The organism is Bacteroidia bacterium, assembly GCA_023228875.1.
Lineage (GTDB): Bacteria > Bacteroidota > Bacteroidia > NS11-12g > UBA955 > JALOAG01.
The window spans coordinates 374,755-398,072 of record JALOAG010000001.1 but is presented as its reverse complement, the minus strand read 5'-3'; the positions used below and the strand labels follow the sequence as shown (position 1 = coordinate 398,072).

Below are 23,318 nucleotides of genomic sequence, written 5' to 3'. Positions count from 1 at the left end.
CTACTTAGAAAAGTTATGATTGAGAGAAGTAGTATAAACTACTTAATTTCAACTTCCGCACCGGCTTCTTCTAATTTTGCCTTTAGTGCATCAGCTTCCTCTTTAGAAACTTTTTCCTTAACAGGTTTTGGAGCTGCATCTACTAAGTCTTTAGCTTCTTTCAAGCCAAGTCCGGTTAAGTCTTTAACAACTTTAACAACACCTAACTTAGCAGCACCTGCTGATTTAAGGATGACATCAAATTCAGTTTGAGCAGCACCAGTGTCTGCTGCACCACCTGCAACAGCAGGACCTGCAGCTACAGCAACGGCTGCTGCTGCCGGCTCAATGCCATAATCGTTTTTCAAAATATCGGACAACTCTTTTACATCTTTAACTGTAAGGTTGACCAACTGTTCTGCAATTTGTTTTAAATCTGCCATGATTCTTGATTTTTAATTAATTAATTTTCTTTGTTTGATAGTGTTTGTAAAATTCCTGTAATGTTCTGTCCACTTGATTGAAGAGCAGAAAGAACGTTTTTAACGGGTGATTGAAGGAGTGCAATAACTGCTGCCAACAAATCCTCTTTTGATTGCAATGACGCTAAAGTACCTAATTGATTATCTCCAATAAAAATTGCAGAATCAATAAAAGCACCTTTCAATTTTGGGCTATCTCCATTAGCTCTGAAATTTTTAATTGAAAGAGCCGGAGCTTTAAGGTTTTCACTAACCATAATGGCTGATGAACCACTAAGGGTAGTTTTTAAATCCCCAAAATTCTTTGACGAATTTTGCATTGCGAGTTTAATCAGAGTATTTTTAGCAACTCTCATCTTTACTCCATTTTTAAACAATTCCCTTCTTAATTTGTTAGTGTCAGCTGCAGTCATACCGGAAGCATCTGTGATATAAACAAACGAATTGTTTTCAAAGAGCTCTTGCAATTCCGCAACAATCACATTCTTGTCTGATTTTTTCATCTTAATTTTATATTCCTGGAATTGATTTAACATCAACATTTACACTTGCACTCATAGTGCTGGAAAGGTAAATGCTTTTAAAATAGATCCCCTTTGCAGAAGAAGGTTTAAGCTTTTGTAAAGTTTGAACTAACTCAGCAGCATTCTCTGACAGTTTAGTAGAGTCAAAGGACACTTTACCAATGGAAGCATGAATGATACCGGTTTTGTCAACTTTAAAGTCAATCTTACCTGCTTTTACCTCTCCTACTGCCTTTCCAATATCAGTCGTAACAGTTCCTGATTTAGGATTAGGCATTAAGTTTCTTGGACCTAATATTTTACCAAGTCTTCCTAACTTGGCCATTACAGCTGGCATAGTGATAATAATATCAATATCTAACCAACCGTTTTGAATCTTATCTATATAATCATCTAAACCCACATGGTCGGCTCCTGCTTCCTTAGCCTCTTGTTCTTTATCCGGAGTACAAAGTACTAACACTCTAACAGTCTTACCCGTTCCATGAGGCAATGTTGCAACACCTCTAACCATTTGGTTACTCTGACGAGGGTCAACCCCTAAACGCACATCTATATCAACAGAAGCATCAAACTTTGTAGTTGTAATATTCTTTACAATCTGAGCTGCTTCTGCAAGAGAATAAGCCTTCTCTTGTTCAAATTTAGCTAAAGCTGCTTTTCTATTTTTAGTTAATTTCATCTCTTACAATATAAATAATTTAAGCCCATGGAGCTTTACCTTGAACCTCTATTCCCATACTTCTGGCAGTACCCGCAACCATTTTCATTGCTGATTCAATCTCAAAACAATTGAGGTCAGGCATCTTTGATTCGGCAATTTGACGAACCTGTTCCCAAGAAACCTCAGCAACTTTTTTTCTATTTGGTTCTGAAGACCCACTTTTAATTTTTGTTACCTCAAGTAGTTGAGATACAACAGGAGGTGTTTTAATGATAAAATCAAAAGATTTATCAGAATATAATGTCAACAAAACAGGAAGAACCTTTCCCATTTTATCTTGAGTTCTTGCATTAAATTGCTTACAAAACTCCATAATATTGACACCTTTAGAACCTAATGCCGGACCAATAGGTGGTGCAGGGTTTGCTTGTCCCCCTTTTACTTGCAATTTTAGATATCCGGTTATTTCTTTTGCCATATTTGGTTATTTACAAAATATAAATTATTCCTTTTCAACTTGACCATAATTCAATTCCAGAGGAGTTTTCCTTCCGAAAATCTTTACCATGACCTTTAATTTTTTCTTTTCTTCATTTGCTTCTTCAATCACACCGCTAAAGCCACTAAATGGACCATCAATCACTTTCACATGCTCGCCCACAATAAATGGCTCCACTCTTTCTTCACTACTTTCTGAAACTTCATCAACATTACCTAAGATTCTATTTACTTCACCTTGGCGAAGCGGAACAGGTAAATCATTTGCTCCTAAAAATCCAACAACACCGTTAACTGCTTTTATAGTAGGTGCTACCTCACCAACCAAATTTGCATGGATTAAAATATATCCAGGAAAAAAACTTCTATCTTTAGCAACTTTTTTTCCATTCTTAATTTGATATACCTTTTCCATTGGAATCAAAATTTGCGGAACATACTTACTTAATTTAGCATGTTCTAATTCAGATTCAATATACTTCGCAATCTTTTTTTCCTGACCGCTAATCGCTCTTACTACATACCAGTTAAATTCTTCTGTCATAATTTTTGTTTCAAATCAAATATTAACCAAAAATTCCATAAAAAAACTGAAGAACAAAACCAAGAACAATATCAGCTAAGTAAACGAGCAAAGCAATAATAATAGAAGCAACAAGTACTATCACGGAAGCCTGTCTAAGTTCTTCCCATGTAGGCCAAGTTACCTTATTTAGCAACTCATCTACCATCAGATTCCAATAATTCTTAATTCTATCTAACATGTCTGTTTCAATATTGCACGGGTGCCTGGATTCGAACCAAGATCAACGGTTTTGGAGACCGCGATTCTACCATTGAACTACACCCGTTTTCGTGCCTTATAAATTAAAAGCCTAACAATTATTCGATAATGTCAGTAACCTGTCCAGCACCGATAGTTCTACCACCTTCACGAATTGCAAATCTCAAACCTTTTTCCATTGCAATCGGAGCAATTAAATCTACAGTGATTGTAACATTATCACCCGGCATAATCATTTCTGTACCTTCTGGTAATTTAACTTCACCTGTTACGTCAGTAGTTCTAAAATAAAACTGAGGTCTGTATTTGTTAAAGAATGGAGTGTGACGTCCGCCTTCTTCTTTTGTTAATACATAAATCTCAGCTTTAAATTTATGGTGAGGAGTAACAGAACCTGGTTTACAAATAACCATACCTCTTTTAATATCAGTTTTTTCAATACCTCTAAGAAGGATACCAGCGTTATCACCTGCTTCCCCTCTATCAAGAAGTTTTCTAAACATCTCAACTCCAGTACAAGTAGAAGTAAGTTTTTCAACACCCATACCAATAATATCTACAGCGTCTCCAACATTGATAACCCCTCTTTCAATTCTACCTGTTGCAACAGTTCCACGACCTGTGATAGAGAAAATATCTTCAATAGGCATAAGGAATGGTTGATCAACAAGACGAGCAGGAACCGGAATCCATTCGTCAACAGCTTTCATCAGGTCAAGGATAGTTTGAGACCATTTAGGGTCACCATTTAATCCACCTAGAGCAGAACCTCTAACAATTGGTGTATTGTCTCCATCAAAACTATAGAAATTTAGTAAATCACGGATTTCCATTTCAACAAGGTCTAACAATTCAGGGTCGTCAACCATGTCGCATTTGTTCATAAAAACAACAAGTTTAGGAACACCAACCTGACGAGCAAGTAGGATGTGTTCACGAGTTTGAGGCATAGGACCATCAGTTGCTGCAACCACAAGAATTGCACCATCCATTTGAGCAGCACCAGTTACCATGTTCTTCACATAGTCAGCGTGACCAGGACAGTCAACGTGTGCATAGTGACGGGTTTCTGTTTGGTACTCAACGTGAGATGTGTTGATTGTAATACCTCTTTCTTTTTCTTCCGGAGCATTATCAATAGAAGCGTAGTCGCGTGCTTCTGAGAATCCTGCTTTTGCCAGAACTGTAGTAATAGCCGCGGTTAAAGTAGTTTTACCGTGGTCAACGTGTCCAATAGTACCGATGTTTACGTGTGCTTTGGAGCGGTCAAATTTTTCTTTTGCCATGATATTATTTTTAGTTTATAATAATTTAAAATCAATCTTTATTTATATGCTAAATCCTTACACTGTTTATTTTTTGCTAACTCACTTTTAATACTTGCACCAAAGTATTCTCAGTGGATGTGAGCCGTTGGTGAGAATTGAACTCACGACCTCTTCCTTACCAAGGAAGTGCTCTACCACTGAGCTACAACGGCTAAAGTGGACAAAGGTTATAAACTGAGCGGGAGACGAGGCTCGAACCCGCGACCTACAGCTTGGAAGGCTGTCGCTCTACCAACTGAGCTACTCCCGCTTGTTTTGCGTATTAGATTTAGAAAGAACGTTGCTGTTTTTTGGTGGGAAGAGCAGGATTCGAACCTGCGAAGACATAAGTCAACAGATTTACAGTCTGTCCTCGTTGGCCACTTGAGTATCTTCCCTAAACCCTTTTATATTGAGCCACTTGTCGGGATCGAACCAACGACCTACTGATTACAAATCAGTTGCTCTACCAGCTGAGCTAAAGTGGCTAATATTCTATATCAAAAAACAGTCCTTTCTTCCAAGGGTGTTACGCCTTTTTAGAAAGGACTGCAAAAGTAGACTCTTTTTTTAAATGTGCAAAAAAAAACTGTGAATTATTTTTTAGGCTTGTTTTGCCTTGTATTTCTGTATCTGAGTTCTTAGTTTTTCCTCGACTCTGTCTACAGCGGATTCAAAACTCTGACTTACTTCAGATACAAATAATGTTTGGTTAGCCACATTGGCTTTTACCTCAATGGACTTGTTATCCTTACTATCTGTATTTATGACCTTTAGATAAACTATCATATTGATAATTCCGTCATAGAAAGTACCCATTTTGCTAAGTTTTTTGGTAATGTGTGCTAATAGCTTTCTGTCTGCTTTAAAGTTTACATACTGAAAATCGATTGTCATGGCGTTAATTATTTTAGTGAAATGATATAATGTAAAAAGTGTCGAACCACTTTCTCTGCTACGAAAATAATGCCTATTGTTTAGATTGCCAAAACAAATCAGCACATTATTTACTCATTCTTATGGAGTGGGTGCGCCAATCGATAAATATTTTTTATTCGTTCCATACTGTTGTGTGTATAGATTTGCGTTGCTGTCAGGTTCGCGTGTCCTAACAACTCTTTAATGGTATTCAAATCTGCTCCCGCATCTAATAAATGTGTTGCAAAAGTATGTCGTAAAACGTGTGGGCTCCTATGCTCTTGTGTTGATACTTCTCTGATTTTATCTGTTACTATATTGTACAACCATCGATGATATATCTTTTTACTATTCTCGAAAACAAAAAATATTTCCTTATTCTGAATCTTATTACGCATTGGCAAATAAAAATTTTGTAAGACATACTTTAGCTCATGTGTCATTGGAATAACTCTTTCTTTATTCCCTTTACCTAATACTTTGATTAGATTTTGTCCAAAATCAACATTTGCAATCTTGAGGTTTAATAATTCTGATGCACGAACTCCTGTGTGATAAAGAAAGAATAAAGCTGTTGCACTTAATACGACTCTGTATTCACTTGATTCCAAATCTGCTCTAAGATGTTCATCTAAGAGATTAAATATTTTCTGTTGTTCTACTATGACGGGTAGTTTTTTAGGTTTTTTCAAAGACTTTAGGTTCACAGTGGGATTTGTCTCAATAGTTTCATTCTTGACCAAATACTTATAAAAATTTCTGCAAACTGTGAGCTTTCTATTAATTGAAGAGGGCGCTAATCCGGCTTGTGTCAATGATGACAGATATGTTCTTAATACAGGTTTTGAAACTTGTTCTATATTCTTAATCTCAAATTCCTTTAATAAAAATTCGGTGAATTGTTGCAAGTCGTTCTTATACGAGATGAGGGTATGAACTGAATACTTCTTCTCCTCTTTTAGATACTTATAATATAATGGTAACGCTCTGTCAAATCTCACATTACAAAGAAACTGCAAGTTACGCAAGGAAGAAAGTCAAGTTGTAAACTAACTTGCCGTTATTTTCACAAAGTTGTACAGTATTCTACCTTAGAAGATCGTTGAATGATTATCTAAAGTATTTGTGATTATTTCTTTTTAAATGTTCGAATGAGTTTAAATTCTTCTGCCAAGAACTTGGCTGTGTATCCAGTCTTACTTGCTACTATCTGTTCTGGCGTACCGCAACACAAAATTTCCCCTCCCTTATTTCCTCCTTCGGGTCCCATATCAATAATATAATCAGCCACCTTAATTACATCTAAATTATGTTCTATGACAAGTACAGTATTACCTTTATCTACCAATTTATTTAACACACTTAGCAGCATTTTAACATCTTCGAAATGCAACCCTGTGGTAGGCTCATCCAATATATAGAAGGTTGTCCCTGTGTCTTTTTTCGACAGTTCTTCTGAAAGCTTAACCCGCTGTGCTTCTCCTCCTGACAATGTTGTGGAGGATTGTCCTAATTTGATATAACCCAAACCCACATCTTTAATCATTTCGAGCTTTCTTTGAATGATTGGAATATTTTCAAAAAAGTCAACCGCTTCTGATATACTCATATTCAAAACATCAGAAATGGATTTACCTTTATATCTTACCTCTAATGTTTCTCTGTTATACCGCTTTCCATGACATGTTGTGCAAAGTACATCTACATTCGGTAAAAAATTCATTTCAATAGATTTATACCCTCCGCCTTTACATTCTTCACATCTCCCTCCTTTAACATTAAATGAAAATCTACCGGGTTTATATCCTCTTACTTTCGCTTCGGGTAATTCGGCAAAAAGATTACGTATTTCTGTAAAAAGTCCGGTGTAAGTTGCAGGATTTGAACGCGGAGTGCGACCAATTGGGTTTTGATCAATTCGAATAACTTTGTCAATATGATTTTCTCCTGATACAGCACGATAAGGCAATGCTTTTCTTCGGCTTCCGTATTTTGCATGAGCCAAAATCGGATAAAGAGTTTCATTTACAAGAGATGATTTACCACTTCCGGATACCCCTGTAACACAAATAAACACTCCCAAAGGAAAATCAGCATTAATATCTTTGAGATTATGCCCTGTACACCCTTTTAATTTGATATGATTCCCATTTGGCTTTCGTCTTTTTGCAGGAATCTCAATTTGCTTCCTTCCACTTAGATAATCAGCTGTAATTGAATTTAGTTTAATAAATTCTTCCGGTTTACCGGCTGCAACAATATGTCCGCCTTGAACACCGGCTTTGGGTCCAATATCTACTACATAATCTGCTTCACGAATCATTTCTGCATCATGTTCAACAACAATCACAGAATTTCCGATATCACGCAAATCTTTTAATGACTCTATCAACTTTTTATTATCTCTTTGATGTAATCCTATACTTGGCTCATCCAATATATAAAGGACATTGACTAACTTTGACCCAATTTGAGTGGCAAGTCTTATTCTTTGAGTTTCTCCTCCACTCAAGGTTGACGCAGGGCTATTCAATGTGAGATAGTCCAATCCAACTCCAACTAAAAAACTCATCCTTTCTCGTATCTCCTTCAATATTTCCGTACCAATTTCTTTTTGGCGTGCCGAGAGTTTGTCATCTACATCTTGCAACCAACTATACAATTCTGCAATTGTCATTTGTGCAAGTTCTGCTATATTCTTGTCTGCAACTTTATACCACAGCGCTTCTTCTTTGAGTCTGGAGCCTTTGCAGGCAGGGCAATCAGTGGGATGCATATATTCCTCCGCCCATTCCATCAACGATTCGCTCTTATTTTCAAAATACATCTCTTCGATGGTTGGAATGACTCCTTTAAAATTCGTGAAAATTTCCACTTTACGACCTTCATAGTTTTCATAAGAAATCTTAAACTCTTCGTCAGTACCATGCAGGATTACATCCATGACTTCGTCATTCAAAGTGGAAATCGGATCAGAGAGGCTAAATCCAAATTTTTTGCTTAATCCTTTTAATTGAGCAGAAACATAATTGTTTTTAATCTCACCAAGTGGTACAATCGCACCTCGCATAATAGATTTAGAGGGGTTGGGGATAATTGCTTCAACACTTACATCATACTTAATTCCAATTCCATTACAATGATGGCAGGCACCATAAGGAGAATTAAAGGAAAATGTATTTGGTTGCGGTTCATCATATGAAAGTCCTGTTTCAGGATCTATCAAATTCTTGCTGTAATAATAGACCTTACCTGTATTTATTTCAATTACAACCAGAGAGCCTTTTCCTAATTTAAAAGCAAGTTTGAGACTCTCTTTTAGCCGAGTAGTATTTTTATCTGATGGTTCAAGTCTATCAATGATTAATTCAATATCATGCACTTTATACCTGTCGAGTTTCATACCCTTTGATATCTCAAAGATTTCACCATCAATCCTGACTTTGCTATAACCTTGTTTGAACAAACTTTCAAACAATTCTCTGTAATGCCCTTTTCGTGCTTTTATTAAGGGAGCCAAGAGTTGAACTTGCTTTTCTTTAAATTTATTGTGTAATAGCTCCAGCACTTGCTCTTCGCTAAAGCGAACCATCTTTTTCCCTGTCTGATAAGAATATGCTTCACCGGCACGCGCAAAAAGCAATCTCAGAAAGTCGTATATCTCAGTAATAGTACCAACGGTTGAACGAGGGTTCTTGCTAACCGTTTTCTGCTCAATTGCCACTACGGGGCTTAATCCTTCAATTTTGTCAACATCTGGACGCTCCATCCCTCCAATAAATTGACGAGCATACGAAGAGAAGGTTTCCATATAGCGTCTTTGTCCTTCAGCAAAAATTGTATCAAAAGCTAAGGATGATTTCCCACTTCCGCTTAATCCAGTAAACACAACCAATTTCCCCGCTGGTATTGTCAGATCTATATTTTTAAGATTGTGCTCTCTGGCACCAAGTATTTCGATTTCGTGTGTGAATGCCATTATTCCTCAATTTTATTACTGTTCATATAGCGTCTGAGTTTTTCCAACACAAGGCTAAAATCATTAGGATAGTCTATTTCAAAATACAATCTTTTACCTGTTGTTGGATGATTAAATCCTAATGAATAAGCATGTAAAGCCTGTCGTGGCATTATTGTAAAACAATTTGCAATAAACTGATTGAACTTGCCAAAACTCATTCCCTTTAGAATGATATTACCTCCATACATCTCATCATTAAAGAGCGGATGTCCGATATGTTTCATGTGCGCCCTTATCTGGTGTGTACGTCCGGTTTCAAGTGTACATTTGAGTAGTGTTACAAAATGAAATCTTTCTACAACCTCATAATGAGTAACGGCATGTTTCCCAACTAATTCATTTTCTGAGACTACTGAGCGTCTCCTGTCCTTTGGATCTCTCATTAAATTGCCTACAATTGTTCCTTTGTCTTGCTCCACATCTCCCCACACAAGTGCATGGTAATTCCGATCAATCGTATGGTCATAGAATTGTTTTGCCAGAAAATTAAGTGCGAATTCTGTTTTAGCAATTACCAACAAACCGCTTGTGTCTTTGTCGATACGATGTACCAGACCGGGTCTGCTTATATCATCCCTATGAGGCAAATTATTAAAATGATACACCAAACCGTGAACCAACGTACCTGTATAACTATTATAACCGGGATGCACAACCATTCCGGCAGGTTTATTAATTATAAGTAATTCATCATCTTCATATTGGATGGCTAAATCCATCTTCTCAGGATATATTTCTGTGTCCCTTGGTGGTTCAGGCAACACAACAGAAATAAAATCATTTGGCTTTACTTTATAATTGGATTTAGCAACTGCTTGATTGACCAATACATTACCTGCCTCTATACCTTTTTGTACTTTGGTACGTGTAGCATTTTGGATACGTTGGGTAAGAAAAACATCAATTCTGACAGGTGTTTGTCCAGGATCAACTTTAAAACTAAAATGTTCAAAATACTCCTTATCCTCAAACAGGCTATCCTGCTCCTCATTCATAGGTGCAAAGGTATATTTTATTGAGTTAAAAGAATTAAATCAACTCGATTGGTGTCAATCTATTCTCAATCACCGACTACGATAATTCAAGTCTTATTTTACAACTTTATCAAAAGTAATTTCGCCATCAACGCCAAAACTTTCAATTGTAGCTTTAAGCACCAGTTTAGTCTTTGAAACAGAAATAATATCTGCTGTATCTTTCAAAAGAGAAAAATCAATAAACATTTTGTCTTTACCAACCATCATCCAAGCTCCTTCTTGCGTTTGCGCATCAGCAGAATCACACTTAGTTAAACCTTCGTCTATAAGCATAATATCATTTGCTTGAAATTCATAGATATTATCTTTTTGACAATCTTCAAAAAGCGGAAAGACCGGATTATTCCAAACATCAATCTGTTGAGACATGATTCTGGTTACTTTCCATTGATTTGCCATCACTAATTCCTCATTAGTTGGAGGAGTAGGCTTTTCTTTTGTTTCTTCCTTTTTTTCTTTTTTGCATGATGTCAAATAAAAAGAACCCAGAGTCAACCCTGAGAACAAAATAGCAGTAATGAATATTTTTTTCATATTGCAAATATAAAATTTATTTAAACTCTTTATTCCCCATCATTGCTTTCCAACGCAATTCAATGACTCCAAAAAAAGCTTCTTTAAAAATACCCATACTCATCTTAGATTGTCCGCGTTTTCTATCAGTAAAAATGATTGAAACCTCTTCTATTCTAAACCCTTTGCGCCATGCCTTATATTTCATTTCAATTTGAAATGCATAACCTTTAAATTTAATTTTTTTGAGATTAATTGCTTCCAGCACTTTTCTTTTATAGGCAACAAATCCTGCTGTTGCATCATTAATAGGCAACCCTGTTATCAATTTGACATATCGTGAGGCATAGTAAGACATAATCACCCTTTTAATACCCCAATTCACAACATTCACCCCTGTTTTATATCTGCTTCCAACTGCAACATCTGCCCCATTATCAAGAGTTTTAAATAACTCTTGCAAGTCCACCGGGTTATGGCTGAAATCCGCATCCATTTCTGCAATTTGTTCATAACCTTCATCTAAGCACCAAGTGAATCCTGCTACATAAGCTCTTCCTAAGCCATCCTTCTTTTTTCTTTGCAAGAGATGTATTCTTCCTGAATATTCATCTGCTTTTTGTTTAACAACGGACGCAGTGCCATCAGGTGAGTTGTCATCCACTACCAAAACATCTGCACCCACAGGCAGGCTCATAACTGTATCAAGCATTGAGCCTATATTCTCAATTTCATTGTAGGTAGGTATTACTACGATTCGTTTTGTCAATGAATAATTTTTTATTGAGGCAAATATGAACTTATTTTGGAAACCCAAAAAATCAAAGTTGAACAAAATCGTATTTTTAGACAGAGATGGCGTATTAAATATCGAGAAAGGAAATTACATCTGTAATGAAAATGACTTCGATATAAATTTTGCGTCTATTCCTTTTCTAAAGCATGCTATTGCTACAGGCTACAAACTTATTGTCATTACTAACCAAGGAGGAATTGCCAAGGGCTTATATACAACAGAAACACTATCGCGCATACATACAAAAATGCAATCAGAGTATGCCATACATGGAGTGCATTTTGATGATATTTTCTATTGTCCTCATCACGATGAAATAGGGAAATGCTTGTGTCGTAAACCGGCTCCGTTAATGATAGAACGGGCAATTCACAGATACCGTGCAGATAAAAGAAAATGCTTTATGATAGGAGATCGTAATCGCGATATTGAAGCAGCTCAAAAGGTAGGAATCAATGCCATACTCATAGAATCCAATAGCAGCTTGGACAAATGGATCACTTTGCTGAAAGCTTAATATTGATAACGTGCGCAATCAAATCATTCTTTGTAAAGACTCAAACAAAACGCTGATTTGTCCAAGATTCCATGACTATACAAAAGATGTTGTTTATAACATCACTTTTTCCCATATATAATAGCATATAAGCCAAGAATATCAAATAATTTTGTCCTCTTAATTTTTGACATAGATATATGGCAGACAACAAACCTTTTAGGGGTCAAGACATTCCTAAAGCTAAGATAAATAAAGATTCTCTCAAACGTTTACTTAAACTGTTCGGTTTTATGGGTAAACAAAAATGGCTTTTCTTCTTTGGAACATTATTCTTGTTAGTTAGCGCAGGGACATCGTTAATTTTTCCAAAACTTACAGGAGACTTTGTGGACGCAAGCAGCATCTCAAAGTTACAGATTAATAAAATAGGGTATCTATTTGCAATATTGTTTGTTGTTCAAGCCATTTCTTCATATTTGCGAGTCTGGACTTTTGTGAAAGCAACAGAAGGTATGGTATGGCGATTGCGTAACCAGCTATACAGTAAAATAATCTCACTTCCCATGCATTTCTTTCATCAAAATCGCACAGGTGATTTACTCAGTCGGTTTGGAAGTGACATTACACAAGTTCAGGAAACGTTTGTAACCTTTTTAGCAACTTTTATTCGTCAAATTTTGGTAGGAATCGGGGGAATATTCCTACTATTTTTTACTTCACCCGACTTAGCTTTAGTAATGTTATCGGTCATTCCTCCGGTCGTGATAATTTCCCTTTTTTTTGGTAAATATATTCGCAAAATATCCCGTAAGATTCAGGACGAAACCGCTAATGCAGGAACAATTTTAGAAGAAAGTTTTTCAGGTATTCAAATAGTAAAATCTTTTGCAAACGAAATGTATGAAACATTAAGATTCGGACAAAAAAGTATTCTCATACGTGACATTTCTATTCGCAGAGGAATATACAGAGGTTTGTTCAGCTCTTTTATTATCATGTGTTTGTTTGGAGGCTTAATATTTATTGCATGGAGAGCATTTCAACTTCAGGCTGAGGGCATTTTAACACTGGGCGACATTATTAAATTCATGATTTACACAATGTTTGTAGGCGCTTCAATTGGCGGAATCTCAGATCAATACGCTCAGATTCAAAAATCAGTGGGTGCTGCCGATAGAATCTTGGACATATTAGAACAAGAGTCTGAAACCAATCTCAAAAGTGAAGAAACAGCCAAGCCAATCAATGATATATTACATGGCGATTTAGAAATTAAAGAATTATCATTTGCCTACCCTTCCAGACCCGAAATGAATGTATTACAAGACATTACATTCTCTGCAAAAAAAGGCGAGAAAGTTGCAATCGTTGGAGCAAGCGGAGCGGGTAAATCAACTATTGTACAACTGTTATTAGGGTTTTATACTCCTCAAAAAGGACAAATACTGTTTGACAACAAACCCATTGATGCCATAGATTCGTTTGACTTACGCAAACAAATAGGCTTAGTTCCTCAAGATGTAGGTTTATTTGGCGGAAGTATTTATGACAACATACTATATGGCAATACTGATGCAACAACTGAAGAGGTTATAGAAGCAGCAACGCAAGCTAATGCTATTGAATTTATAGACCGTTTCCCTGAAAAATATCAAACCATAGTAGGCGACCGAGGGGTGCAACTATCCGGTGGTCAAAGACAACGTATTGCCATTGCAAGAGCATTTCTAAAGAAGCCTGTCTTCTTAATCTTGGACGAAGCAACAAGCTCGCTAGACTCCGAGTCTGAATCCATTGTCCAAGAAGCATTAGAGAAACTGATGCAAGGTCGTACTTCAATCATTATAGCACACAGATTAAGCACGATTAAGAATGCAGATAGAATTATTGTTTTAGAGGAAGGCAAGATTATAGAATCCGGAACACCTGCAACATTATTGAACAATCCATTAAGTAAATTCTATTCTCTTTGGCAAAAGCAATTTGAAAAGGGAAAGTAATAGTACCAAAATACTGCTTTTTAGGTTTTTGCACAAAACCCATTATTTTACCTCAATTCGATAATATTTTTGGAAATTTCCATTTATCCAAATTTCTGCAACAAGAAGACCTTTTGGAATCTCTGAACTTAAATTCAATGGGAAATCCACATAATTATAGTCCCCGACAATCATATACTTTACTTCATCAAGATACAAAGGCTCATCACCATCCATTACAAAAAACCACACCGTTTCAAGCATACTGCTGTCAGGCACTTCCATCCTGTCATAAATCACCCTTAATACTAAATTAGAATGAATACCTTGCCAAGCGTTGACTGGTATTAATTTATTATCTTGGGGCAATAAAAACTGACCGGAAAGAACCGGTTCGGACAAAACCCTAAATGCATATCGTTCTTGAAATTTCCCGTCTAAATAAATATTCACAAAATAAAAACCGACCGGAAATGCAAAACTTTTTCGTGTAAATGACACTGCAAACTTTCGTTGTACATTCTTAATTCCAAATGCAGCAGTATCAATCAACTGATTCATGCTACCTTCATATCCTTGAAGATACCATGACACTGTTAACAAATTGAAGGAGTCCATGTTGTTCAATGTTAACTCTAACATAAAGGTAGAATCTCCACTATAATAATCAACAGTTTTTTCAATGCCAAAAGCAGTTTTTCTATAAAATTCACCTTGAGAAACAACAGTACTCTTTTGAGCTGTTGCATCAAACACGCCCAATATGGCAAATAAGAGAAGAAAGGGTTTAATAGATTTCATTCAAGTCAGCAAAAATAGAAAATTCAAATTGCAACAGGCATGCACTATGCCAAACAGATTAATCTCACAGACAAAAACAAATGTTGGCAATTATTATTCAGAGTAATATTGAGTAAATCTACATTTGTCAGGCAATAGACACACATCCTTTATGTCATATAAATTCATCATATCCGGAGGAGGAACAGGTGGACACATCTTTCCTGCCATAGCGATTGCTAATGAGCTTAAATCAAGATATCCTAATGCTCAATTCCTATTTGTAGGGGCAAAAGACAGAATGGAAATGACCAAAGTACCTGAAGCAGGCTATCACATTGAAGGGCTTTGGATAAGCGGAATTCAAAGAAAATTGACTCTTAAAAACCTCGCAGTTCCATTCAAACTACTTTATAGTTTATACAAAGCCGGCAAAATTGTACATAAGTTCAAACCGGATGCTGTTATTGGGGTAGGAGGATATGCAAGCGCTGCTGTACTCTATGCTGCTCAAAGACAACACATTCCTTGCTTGATTCAAGAGCAAAATTCTTTTGCCGGTATTACCAACAAATGGCTTAGTAAAAAAGTTCAAAAAATATGTGTGGCTTATGATGGCATGGAAAGGTTCTTTCCAAAAAATAAAATTATCAAAACCGGAAATCCGGTCAGAAGCTCCTTACTACAAATTGATAAAACAAGAGAGGAAGCAATCTTAAGCTTAGGGTTAAACCCTCAAAAAAAGACTATACTGGTTACAGGAGGCAGCCTTGGCGCACGCACTTTAAACGAAGCACTCAAGAACAGTTTTCAGAATATACTCCTTTCAGATATTCAAATCATTTGGCAAACAGGGTCTTTCTATTTCAAAGAATACAAACAGTTTGCACAACCCGGCATTTTATTGCTTGAGTTTATCAAAGATATGAATACTGCATATCAAGCGGCAGACCTTGTAGTTTGCAGAGCCGGAGCTTTAACAATAGCAGAAATCTGCGTTTTGGGAAAACCTTCAATATTGATTCCCTCTCCTTTTGTTACAGAGGATCATCAAACACACAATGCCATGCAATTAGTTAATCAAAATGCTGCATTAATAATCAAAGACACTGAAGCAATTCAAAGCCTTGGGAATACAATCATTTCGACAATTTCCGATAATATTTTATTAGAAAAACTGGCTACTGAATCTAAAAAAATTAGCATTCCTGATGCAACTGCGCGGATAGTTAACGAAATCGAAAGTATGATTGTTTAGAAATCAAAATCATCACCACCGGTACTTTCCTCCATCCTGCGTTTATTTTTCTTTCCTAAATCAGAATTTAAGTCTCCAAACTTGTATGTAAAGTTTACTGTAAATACCCTTGATTGCCATTTCCAAGTTGATTCACTGTTGAAATTTTCACCACTACTCTTAATAGAAAACTGACGGGTATTAAATACATCCGTGAAATTTAAAGACAAAGTACCGTGTTTTTTTAACACATCCATTTTGAACCCTAAATCCAAATTGTGCATTGGTTGCATCGTGCCTTGTACATGTGTAACCTTGCCTCTATAAAAATATGACGCTTGGATATCCATACTCTTATTGATTTTATATGATGCCAACAATTTTCCAAACCAAGAAATGTTAGTTGCAGAAGCAGCATTATTCATTAGACTTCCTGCTACTTTATTTCTGAAAAGATTTAAATTTAATGTAGTGCTCAGATTTTGAATCTTTTTTCTAAAAATTCCTTCTAACCCCACATTTTTAGACACATCTAAATTGGTCATTGTCATAATAGCGACACCATTATCATCCACATACCTGTAACGTTGGAACACTCCATTTACTTGTCGGTAATACAAAGTACCTGAGATAAAATCACTTTTCTTAGAAATAAAATAGGTTGCTTCATACGCATCAATCAACTCGGGATTGAGAGCCGGATTACCCATACGCAAGTTGTACGGGTCAGTTTGTTGAGCAAAAGGATTCAGTGAATGTATCCAAGGTCTATTGATACGTCTGCTATAACTAAGTTGAAAGTCTTGTCCTTTTTTAATCTCCTTTGTCAAGAAAATAGAGGGAAAAAAATTGATGTATTGACGCGAAAAAGTAAGGTTACCAACTTTCTGGTCTCCATTAATTATTGATTGCTCTGCTCGCACTCCTGCTTTGATTTTAAACCAATTAAACTCTTGAGCATAATTCACATAAGCAGCGTTTACTATTTCGCTGTAAAGGAAATTATTTGTCAAGCTGCCATCAACGTCATACATGTTAGTTGTGTAATTCATTGTGTCAGCATAGAAATCATTATTAATTTTCCTCATTGAGAATTTGCCTCCTGTTTCAAACACAACCTTATCACCAATAGGGAGAACATAATCAAGTTGTGCGAGAGGTAAGATATTATTGGTCTTGTTAGCAGTGTTTTGCCATTGCCTTCTTACACCTTCATCATCTTGATGGTATTGTGAATTTGACTCTCCATCTGACCCTGAAATATTTGCCAAAAAAATCAAACTTTGTTTCTTCGCATTATCAAAATAATGACTAAAAGTGAACCCTATCTCTCCATTCTTTCTACCATCCTTATCTGATCCCAAACGTTCATATTCATACAGTGGTGAGAAAGCAACATCTTCAAATGAATAGTTTATAGTTTCAGGGTTCTTTCTTGTGCTGATACTCCCTAACCAATTAAATGAAATCGTAGTCTTATCGGAAATACTATAATCAATACTGCCATTCCAAGTATTACTTAAATCACCTCTTGTTGTACTGCTGTTTTGTAGCATATAGTATGAGGTATCACTCAAAATGTTTAGGGTTTTCAAATTCCCTGTAGATAAACTCTTGTTATTTCTAAAACCATAAGTAGTGTTCAGTTTAAATTTCCTTGTGCCATAAGCAAATGATGCAGAAGCATTGTACCTGTCAAAAGTGCCATAGCCTGCTGTTATTGTAGAATTCCATCCGGGTTTGGTAGTTGATTTCAGAATAATATTAATAATGCCTGAGGTCCCTTCGGCATCATATTTTGCTGAAGGGTTATTAATGAGTTCTACTCTCTCTATATTGGCAGCAGGGATTTGTTGTAAAAACGATTGTTTATCTGCACCTCCAAAACTTGTGGGTTTACCATTGATATAAATTTGCACATCAGAAGAACCTCTCAAAGATACATTCCCATCCATGTCCACATCAATAGTCGGAATTTGATTGAGCACATCAACCGCGGTTCCTCCTATGGTCATTGGGTTATTCTCCACATTAAAAACCTTTTTATCGACTTCAATCTTCATGGTTTCTTTCTCTCCTTCCACTCTTGCGCCATCAAGCATCTTCGCATCTGACTTCATTAAAATTCTACCCAAATTAATGACAGTATCCGTTTGCTTGACTAAAACATTACTCTTGAGTACTGTCTTATATCCTGTAAAGGTGAAGGAAATATTATAAGTTCCTGGCAAAAGTATTAATTGAAATTGACCATTTAAGTCAGAAACTGCCCCTATAAAATTCTGCGATTGTTGTTCGATTGCGCTGACAGTTGCATAAGGCAATTCAATATTTGTTTGCTCATCAATAAGATATCCATGTATTTTAACATTTTGAGAAAATACATTTTGGAAAGAAAAAGGAATTAAGTAGAGCAGAAATGCTTTAATAAATAATTGGTTTGACTTCATTTATATAAAAGAGTTTACAAAAGTAAAACAGAGTGCAGCAAATGCCTTACCCTTTCATACCAATCACACTTTCAAAAAGATGAAAACAGATATTCTTCTATAAAAATCAAAAAAATCAGGATGCAAAGATTGCTCCTTCAAGAGTCAATGAGCGTGTATGAACAGAAAGAACAGGAACCGGTGAATGATGCACTAATTGTTGAGCATAAGTACCCATAAAGAAGCTATTGGTCGTTTCTGTCTCTGTCATAATTGAGATTAAATCCACCCCATTTGCTTTTGAGTAGTCAACAATTATATCGGCAATATTTCTACCATATTCTTCTGCAAAAGAGCTTGCAACTTTATGTTCATCTAAATATGTCTTTGCTTGTTTTGCATACATTCTTAATTTGTTGATGGTGGTTTCATCTTTTCTTGCACTCACACAGAAAATAACAACTTCCGCATCAAATCCTCTCGCAAGTTGTGTAACAAATGGAATTTTTTGTCTGGTCTGGTCTGTATCGTTTAATGGGAGAAGGATTTTTTGGAAGTTTTCAGGAAAGGGGAATTCCTGCATGGTAATAACAGGACATTTGGATGCACTTACGACCCTGAATGCATTTGTACCTATCCAGTTTTCTTGAAATCCTTTAGCACCATGAGTTCCCATCATAATTAAATCAGCTTCCAATTCTTTCTCTTGAGCATTGATTTCTTTGTATATCCTACCCTTTCTTTGAACAAAATGAATATTAACTCCGCTATCTTTATATTTACCAACGGTTAACTCTTTTACTTTATCCACCATCGCAGCAGACGTGGAGTCTGTAACCACAAATACCACCGTTAATTCTGCATTGAAAATCTTAGCTGTTAGAACTGCTTTTTTTAAAGCAATTTCTGATGAAGGAGAACCTTCATAAGGCACGAGTATTTTTTTAATTTCCATAGTCTTATAGATTAAGTGAACAATATTTGATTTCAAAAATAAGGAATTTATTTATCCAAAAAACAAATATATTCATCTATTTACTAATGATATGTTTTAGCTCATAAAAAGAACAAAAACACCATAAATTAGCAGTTTACACTAAGGAATGTAGTTACAGAATAAGTAAAACAACTACAGTTGCATCACTTTTAAATTTGGAGCAATGACCAGCCTGCCTTCTGTTTTTGATTTCACTTCTTCTACAGTAACACCGGGAGCTAATTCTACTAACTCAAAACCTTGTTCTGTGATATTGAAAAATCCTAATTCGGTAACAATTTTACGAACACATGCCAACCCTGTAATAGGCAATGTACATTTTTTAAGGAGTTTGGATTCTCCCGCTTTGTTTGTATGCTGCATAGCAACAATAATATTCTTAGCTGAAGCAACCAAATCCATTGCTCCCCCCATGCCTTTGACCATTTTACCCGGTATTTTCCAACTGGCGATATCACCGTTATCGCTCACCTCCATTGCACCAAGTACAGTGAGATGAACTTTGCCGGCTCGTATCATTCCAAAACTCATGGCAGAATCAAAGAATGCAGAACCTTTTATAGTTGTTACAGTTTGTTTGCCTGCATTGATTAAATCCGCATCCTCTTCCCCTTCATAAGGAAAAGGTCCTATTCCCAGCAATCCATTCTCAGATTGTAAAACCACTTCAATTCCCTCCGGAATATAATTCGCAACTAAGGTTGGAATACCAATTCCTAAATTTACATAATATCCATCTTGAAGTTCTTGGGCTATTCTTTGTGCTATTTGTTCTTTTGTAAGTGCCATTGTATTAATCTCTTTTTCTTGTTGTTCTTTGCTCTATTCGCTTTTCGTAATTTGTACCTTGAAAAATTCTATGTACATAAATGCCAGGAGTGTGAATAATATCAGGGTTAAGCTCACCTGCCGGCACCAACTCTTCCACTTCTGCAATAGTAATAGTACCTGCCATTGCCATTACCGGATTAAAATTTCTTGCTGTTTCTTTATAAATTAAATTGCCATGAGTATCTCCTTTCCACGCCTTGACAATAGCAAAATCAGCCTTAAATGCATGTTCCATTAAATACTTCTTTCCATCAAACTCTCTTACTTCTTTCCCTTCTGCAACCTCTGTACCTACACCTGCCGGAGTAAAAAATGCCGGAATGCCATATCCTGCAGCCATACATCTGGTAGCTAAGGTTCCTTGTGGCACAAGTTCAACCTCCAACTCTCCTGACAGTAATTGTCTTTCAAATTCAGCATTCTCTCCAACATACGATGCAATCATCTTTTTTACTTGTCTTTTTTGTAACATCAGTCCGATACCAAAATCATCCACACCGGCATTGTTAGAAATACAAGTAAGGTTATTTACTCCTTTTTGTACAAGCGCTGCAATACAATTTTCGGGCAATCCGCATAGCCCAAAACCGCCTAACATCAGCGTTGTGCCTGACTCAATGTCTGCTATTGCTTCTTGTGCATTTTTATATACTTTTTTCATTCTTCGCTTATAATTTAAGCGTTCAAAGTTACTATGATTTTGCAATCCATACTGAAGTTTATAGCTGCTATTTACCTAAAGTAATCTCGCTTTTATAGTGTTAAAATATTGGGATGAATATTGCAACCTACTTCCATACCATGTAAACATTTCTCCATCTACTAACATGATATTAGACTTAGGAAAAATTTTCTCAAACTCCGCTATATGTTTCTCTTTGAAGGGATACGGTTCAGATGACAAGAACACTACATCTGGATTGAACATTTGCATTTGTTCAAGTAACAACTGAGGATATCTACTCATGTTTTCACATAGATTGGCAAAACCTCCACGACTTAACATATCATTAATAAAAGTACCACCACCTACAACCATATAAGGATTACGCCAAATCATATAGATACAAGTGTGCTTGTACTCATAATTTTTTATACTAAATCCATTTTCAATTTTAGCAATCAACTGACTTGCTTGATGTTCCTTATCACAGATTTGCCCTATCGAACATATCATAGCCAATGCATCTTCAAGATTTACAATATCACTGACCCACACCGGACAATATGGCTCTAACACCGCCACTTCTTCTTTTAAATTCTCTTCCTTGTTGGCTATTACCAAATCCGGCTTAAGTGCTATGATTTTATCAATATTCAGTTTTTTGGGTCCACCAATCTTTACAGCGTTTTTAAACTTGTCATAAGGATGTACACAAAACACAGTTTGTCCAACCACTGTTTCAGCACATCCAAGTGCATAAAGCAATTCCGTTTGAGAAGGAACAATTGACACTATGCGTTTTGGGGTGCTCTCTATGTGTACTTTTCGACCTAATTGATCTATAAAGATTGACATTCTGCAAAACTAATAAAAATACACCACATGCAATTTATTGATAATGTATGCCTTATGTGAATTGTTGAAAATTTGTGGTATAAAATGGAATAAAGTGGCGGATTGTGGGAAAATCTGTTATAATTTTACACCCTGAATCTCAAGCGCAAGAAATGGCAAAGTTTATAGGAGAGTTTGACTGTAAAATTGACAACAAAGGCAGGATAGCACTGCCCTCTAAGCTTCGTATGCAGATTCCGGCAGGCATGGAACAAACCATGGTTATTAATCGCGGATTTGAATGTTGTTTGGTTTTGTACGTCATGGAGGACTGGAACAAAGAATCCGAGAAGTTGAATGTCCTGAACGAATTCAATCGTGAAGCAAGAAGATTTATTAGACAATATAACAATGGAGCTACCATTCTGTCTGTGGACAACAATGCTCGTATTTTGATTCCCAAGAAATTGCTCGATTATGCTGAAATCAAAGGAAACATTGTACTGTCAGCGTATGGTAACAAAATTGAAATCTGGTCTGAGAAGAACTACAAAGAAGAGATGTCATTTGACGCGGACGACTTTGGTGCAACCGCAGAAAAATTATTAGGCAATAAAAACATAGATACCAACCCTTCGAATGAGTAACTACCATATCCCGGTGCTTGCTTCGGAATCAATTGAGGCATTAGACATAAAACCAAACGGGACTTATGTTGATGCAACTTTCGGAGGTGGTGGACACTCAAAACTAATTTTAGAAAAATTAGATAAAGGACAACTCATTGCTTTTGATATGGATAGTGATGCAGCAAAGAATATCCCGGATGACGAAAGACTTCTTTTTGTGAATCACAATTATGGATATATCAAACAATTCTTAGACTATTTAAACATTGATTCAGTTGATGGAATTTTAGCTGACTTGGGTATATCTTCATATCAAATCGACACACCGGAACGTGGTTTTGCACACCGCTTTGAAGGAGTGGTTGACATGAGGATGAATATAGACAATAACATCTCTGCAAAAACACTCCTGAACGAATACTCAGAAGAATCGCTTACACACATTTTGAGAGAATATGGAGAACTGCCAAATGCAAAGCGAATTGCACACAGCATCTGTTTGGCACGAGAAATAAAACCCATTGAGACGACCACTGACCTAACAGAAATTTTAAAAGAATTTGAGAAGCCCGGCAAACAAGGCCAATTCCGCAGCCAAGTGTTTCAAGCATTAAGAATAGAAGTAAATCAAGAATTGGAAGGGTTAAAGAACTTACTCATCAATGGATGCAACAAATTGAAGAAGAATGGGCGATTTGTTATTATCAGCTATCATTCGCTTGAAGACAGATTGGTAAAGAACTTTTTTAAAGCAGGGAACTTTGAAGGTAACATAGAAAAAGATTTTTATGGCGTTGCAAACACACCGCTAAAGCCGTTATCCGGCAAATCAATTATACCGGGAGTTGAAGAAACAAAAGCTAACAACAGAGCCCGTAGTGCCAAAATGCGTGTTGGAATTAAAGTATCTTAAACC

Annotated in this window: 24 protein-coding genes and 5 tRNA genes; 5 read left to right on the top strand and 24 right to left on the bottom strand. The window is 36.2% G+C overall.

The window, feature by feature from the left end:
- Positions 1–38 precede the first annotated feature (38 nt).
- From rplL to M0R38_01850, 18 genes are all read right to left on the bottom strand, one after another.
- Positions 39–422 carry a 50S ribosomal protein L7/L12 gene (gene rplL / locus M0R38_01935; GenBank protein MCK9480503.1) on the bottom strand — a complete coding sequence of 128 codons (384 nt, stop codon included), beginning with the start codon at positions 420–422 and terminating at the stop codon, positions 39–41.
- Between the two features lie 20 nt (positions 423–442).
- Complete coding sequence (rplJ, locus tag M0R38_01930) at positions 443–964, bottom strand: 50S ribosomal protein L10 (protein ID MCK9480502.1); 522 nt, start codon at positions 962–964, stop codon at positions 443–445.
- A gap of 7 nt (positions 965–971) precedes the next feature.
- Positions 972–1,667, bottom strand: a complete 696-nt coding sequence (rplA, locus tag M0R38_01925) for a 50S ribosomal protein L1 (GenBank protein MCK9480501.1) — start codon at positions 1,665–1,667, stop codon at positions 972–974.
- Between the two features lie 19 nt (positions 1,668–1,686).
- Complete coding sequence (rplK, locus tag M0R38_01920) at positions 1,687–2,127, bottom strand: 50S ribosomal protein L11 (GenBank protein ID MCK9480500.1); 441 nt, start codon at positions 2,125–2,127, stop codon at positions 1,687–1,689.
- 24 nt (positions 2,128–2,151) lie between these two features.
- Positions 2,152–2,691, bottom strand: coding sequence for a transcription termination/antitermination protein NusG (nusG, locus tag M0R38_01915; GenBank protein ID MCK9480499.1), 540 nt, complete (start codon positions 2,689–2,691; stop codon positions 2,152–2,154).
- Positions 2,692–2,713: 22 nt separating this feature from the next.
- The gene (gene secE, locus M0R38_01910) at positions 2,714–2,911 is read right to left on the bottom strand and encodes a preprotein translocase subunit SecE (GenBank protein ID MCK9480498.1); all 198 of its coding nucleotides are present in this window, start codon (positions 2,909–2,911) and stop codon (positions 2,714–2,716) included.
- 16 nt (positions 2,912–2,927) lie between these two features.
- A tRNA-Trp gene (locus tag M0R38_01905) sits at positions 2,928–2,998 on the bottom strand.
- A 31-nt stretch (positions 2,999–3,029) separates the two neighbouring features.
- The gene (gene tuf, locus M0R38_01900) at positions 3,030–4,217 is read right to left on the bottom strand and encodes an elongation factor Tu (protein MCK9480497.1); all 1,188 of its coding nucleotides are present in this window, start codon (positions 4,215–4,217) and stop codon (positions 3,030–3,032) included.
- Positions 4,218–4,339: 122 nt separating this feature from the next.
- A tRNA-Thr gene (locus M0R38_01895) sits at positions 4,340–4,411 on the bottom strand.
- A 25-nt stretch (positions 4,412–4,436) separates the two neighbouring features.
- Positions 4,437–4,509: transfer RNA gene (locus M0R38_01890), tRNA-Gly, on the bottom strand.
- A gap of 41 nt (positions 4,510–4,550) precedes the next feature.
- Positions 4,551–4,636, bottom strand: a tRNA-Tyr gene (locus M0R38_01885).
- 17 nt (positions 4,637–4,653) lie between these two features.
- Positions 4,654–4,726, bottom strand: a tRNA-Thr gene (locus M0R38_01880).
- 115 nt (positions 4,727–4,841) lie between these two features.
- Positions 4,842–5,135 carry an HPF/RaiA family ribosome-associated protein gene (locus M0R38_01875; GenBank protein MCK9480496.1) on the bottom strand — a complete coding sequence of 98 codons (294 nt, stop codon included), beginning with the start codon at positions 5,133–5,135 and terminating at the stop codon, positions 4,842–4,844.
- Between the two features lie 110 nt (positions 5,136–5,245).
- On the bottom strand, positions 5,246–6,157 hold the full coding sequence (locus tag M0R38_01870) for a tyrosine-type recombinase/integrase (protein ID MCK9480495.1): 912 nt from the start codon (positions 6,155–6,157) through the stop codon (positions 5,246–5,248).
- Between the two features lie 128 nt (positions 6,158–6,285).
- Positions 6,286–9,135 carry an excinuclease ABC subunit UvrA gene (uvrA, locus tag M0R38_01865; protein ID MCK9480494.1) on the bottom strand — a complete coding sequence of 950 codons (2,850 nt, stop codon included), beginning with the start codon at positions 9,133–9,135 and terminating at the stop codon, positions 6,286–6,288.
- Positions 9,135–10,172, bottom strand: a complete 1,038-nt coding sequence (locus M0R38_01860; GenBank protein MCK9480493.1) for an RluA family pseudouridine synthase — start codon at positions 10,170–10,172, stop codon at positions 9,135–9,137. The genes uvrA and M0R38_01860 overlap by 1 nt, the downstream gene beginning before the upstream one ends.
- 93 nt (positions 10,173–10,265) lie before the next feature.
- Positions 10,266–10,748 carry a hypothetical protein gene (locus tag M0R38_01855; GenBank protein ID MCK9480492.1) on the bottom strand — a complete coding sequence of 161 codons (483 nt, stop codon included), beginning with the start codon at positions 10,746–10,748 and terminating at the stop codon, positions 10,266–10,268.
- Between the two features lie 16 nt (positions 10,749–10,764).
- Positions 10,765–11,496, bottom strand: a complete 732-nt coding sequence (locus M0R38_01850) for a polyprenol monophosphomannose synthase (GenBank protein ID MCK9480491.1) — start codon at positions 11,494–11,496, stop codon at positions 10,765–10,767.
- A gap of 25 nt (positions 11,497–11,521) precedes the next feature.
- On the opposite strand from M0R38_01850, the gene M0R38_01845 reads away from it, so the two are divergent.
- Together M0R38_01845 and M0R38_01840 are read left to right on the top strand one after the other, a co-directional pair.
- On the top strand, positions 11,522–12,040 hold the full coding sequence (locus tag M0R38_01845; protein MCK9480490.1) for an HAD family hydrolase: 519 nt from the start codon (positions 11,522–11,524) through the stop codon (positions 12,038–12,040).
- Between the two features lie 179 nt (positions 12,041–12,219).
- Positions 12,220–14,022, top strand: coding sequence for an ABC transporter ATP-binding protein/permease (locus M0R38_01840; protein MCK9480489.1), 1,803 nt, complete (start codon positions 12,220–12,222; stop codon positions 14,020–14,022).
- 42 nt (positions 14,023–14,064) lie between these two features.
- On the opposite strand, the gene M0R38_01835 is transcribed toward M0R38_01840, so the two are convergent.
- The gene (locus M0R38_01835) at positions 14,065–14,802 is read right to left on the bottom strand and encodes a hypothetical protein (protein ID MCK9480488.1); all 738 of its coding nucleotides are present in this window, start codon (positions 14,800–14,802) and stop codon (positions 14,065–14,067) included.
- Positions 14,803–14,953: 151 nt separating this feature from the next.
- On the opposite strand from M0R38_01835, the gene murG reads away from it, so the two are divergent.
- Positions 14,954–16,039, top strand: a complete 1,086-nt coding sequence (gene murG, locus M0R38_01830; GenBank protein MCK9480487.1) for an undecaprenyldiphospho-muramoylpentapeptide beta-N-acetylglucosaminyltransferase — start codon at positions 14,954–14,956, stop codon at positions 16,037–16,039.
- Here the strand turns inward: murG and M0R38_01825 are convergent.
- From M0R38_01825 to M0R38_01805, 5 genes are all read right to left on the bottom strand, one after another.
- Complete coding sequence (locus M0R38_01825; protein MCK9480486.1) at positions 16,036–18,468, bottom strand: TonB-dependent receptor; 2,433 nt, start codon at positions 18,466–18,468, stop codon at positions 16,036–16,038. The two genes, murG and M0R38_01825, sit on opposite strands and share 4 nt — an antisense overlap.
- Positions 18,469–18,583: 115 nt before the next feature.
- Positions 18,584–19,402: a universal stress protein gene (locus tag M0R38_01820; GenBank protein ID MCK9480485.1), complete on the bottom strand. Its 819-nt coding sequence runs from the start codon at positions 19,400–19,402 to the stop codon at positions 18,584–18,586.
- Between the two features lie 174 nt (positions 19,403–19,576).
- On the bottom strand, positions 19,577–20,233 hold the full coding sequence (locus tag M0R38_01815) for a CoA transferase subunit B (protein MCK9480484.1): 657 nt from the start codon (positions 20,231–20,233) through the stop codon (positions 19,577–19,579).
- Between the two features lie 4 nt (positions 20,234–20,237).
- Entirely contained in the window at positions 20,238–20,936 is a 699-nt protein-coding gene (locus M0R38_01810; GenBank protein ID MCK9480483.1) for a CoA transferase subunit A, read from the bottom strand.
- 75 nt (positions 20,937–21,011) lie between these two features.
- Positions 21,012–21,794, bottom strand: a complete 783-nt coding sequence (locus tag M0R38_01805) for a helical backbone metal receptor (GenBank protein ID MCK9480482.1) — start codon at positions 21,792–21,794, stop codon at positions 21,012–21,014.
- Between the two features lie 152 nt (positions 21,795–21,946).
- On the opposite strand from M0R38_01805, the gene mraZ reads away from it, so the two are divergent.
- Both mraZ and rsmH read left to right on the top strand, forming a co-directional pair.
- Positions 21,947–22,420, top strand: a complete 474-nt coding sequence (gene mraZ, locus M0R38_01800; protein ID MCK9480481.1) for a division/cell wall cluster transcriptional repressor MraZ — start codon at positions 21,947–21,949, stop codon at positions 22,418–22,420.
- Positions 22,413–23,315, top strand: coding sequence for a 16S rRNA (cytosine(1402)-N(4))-methyltransferase RsmH (gene rsmH / locus M0R38_01795; GenBank protein ID MCK9480480.1), 903 nt, complete (start codon positions 22,413–22,415; stop codon positions 23,313–23,315). Before mraZ ends, rsmH begins: the two co-directional genes overlap by 8 nt.
- Positions 23,316–23,318: the final 3 nt, after the last annotated feature.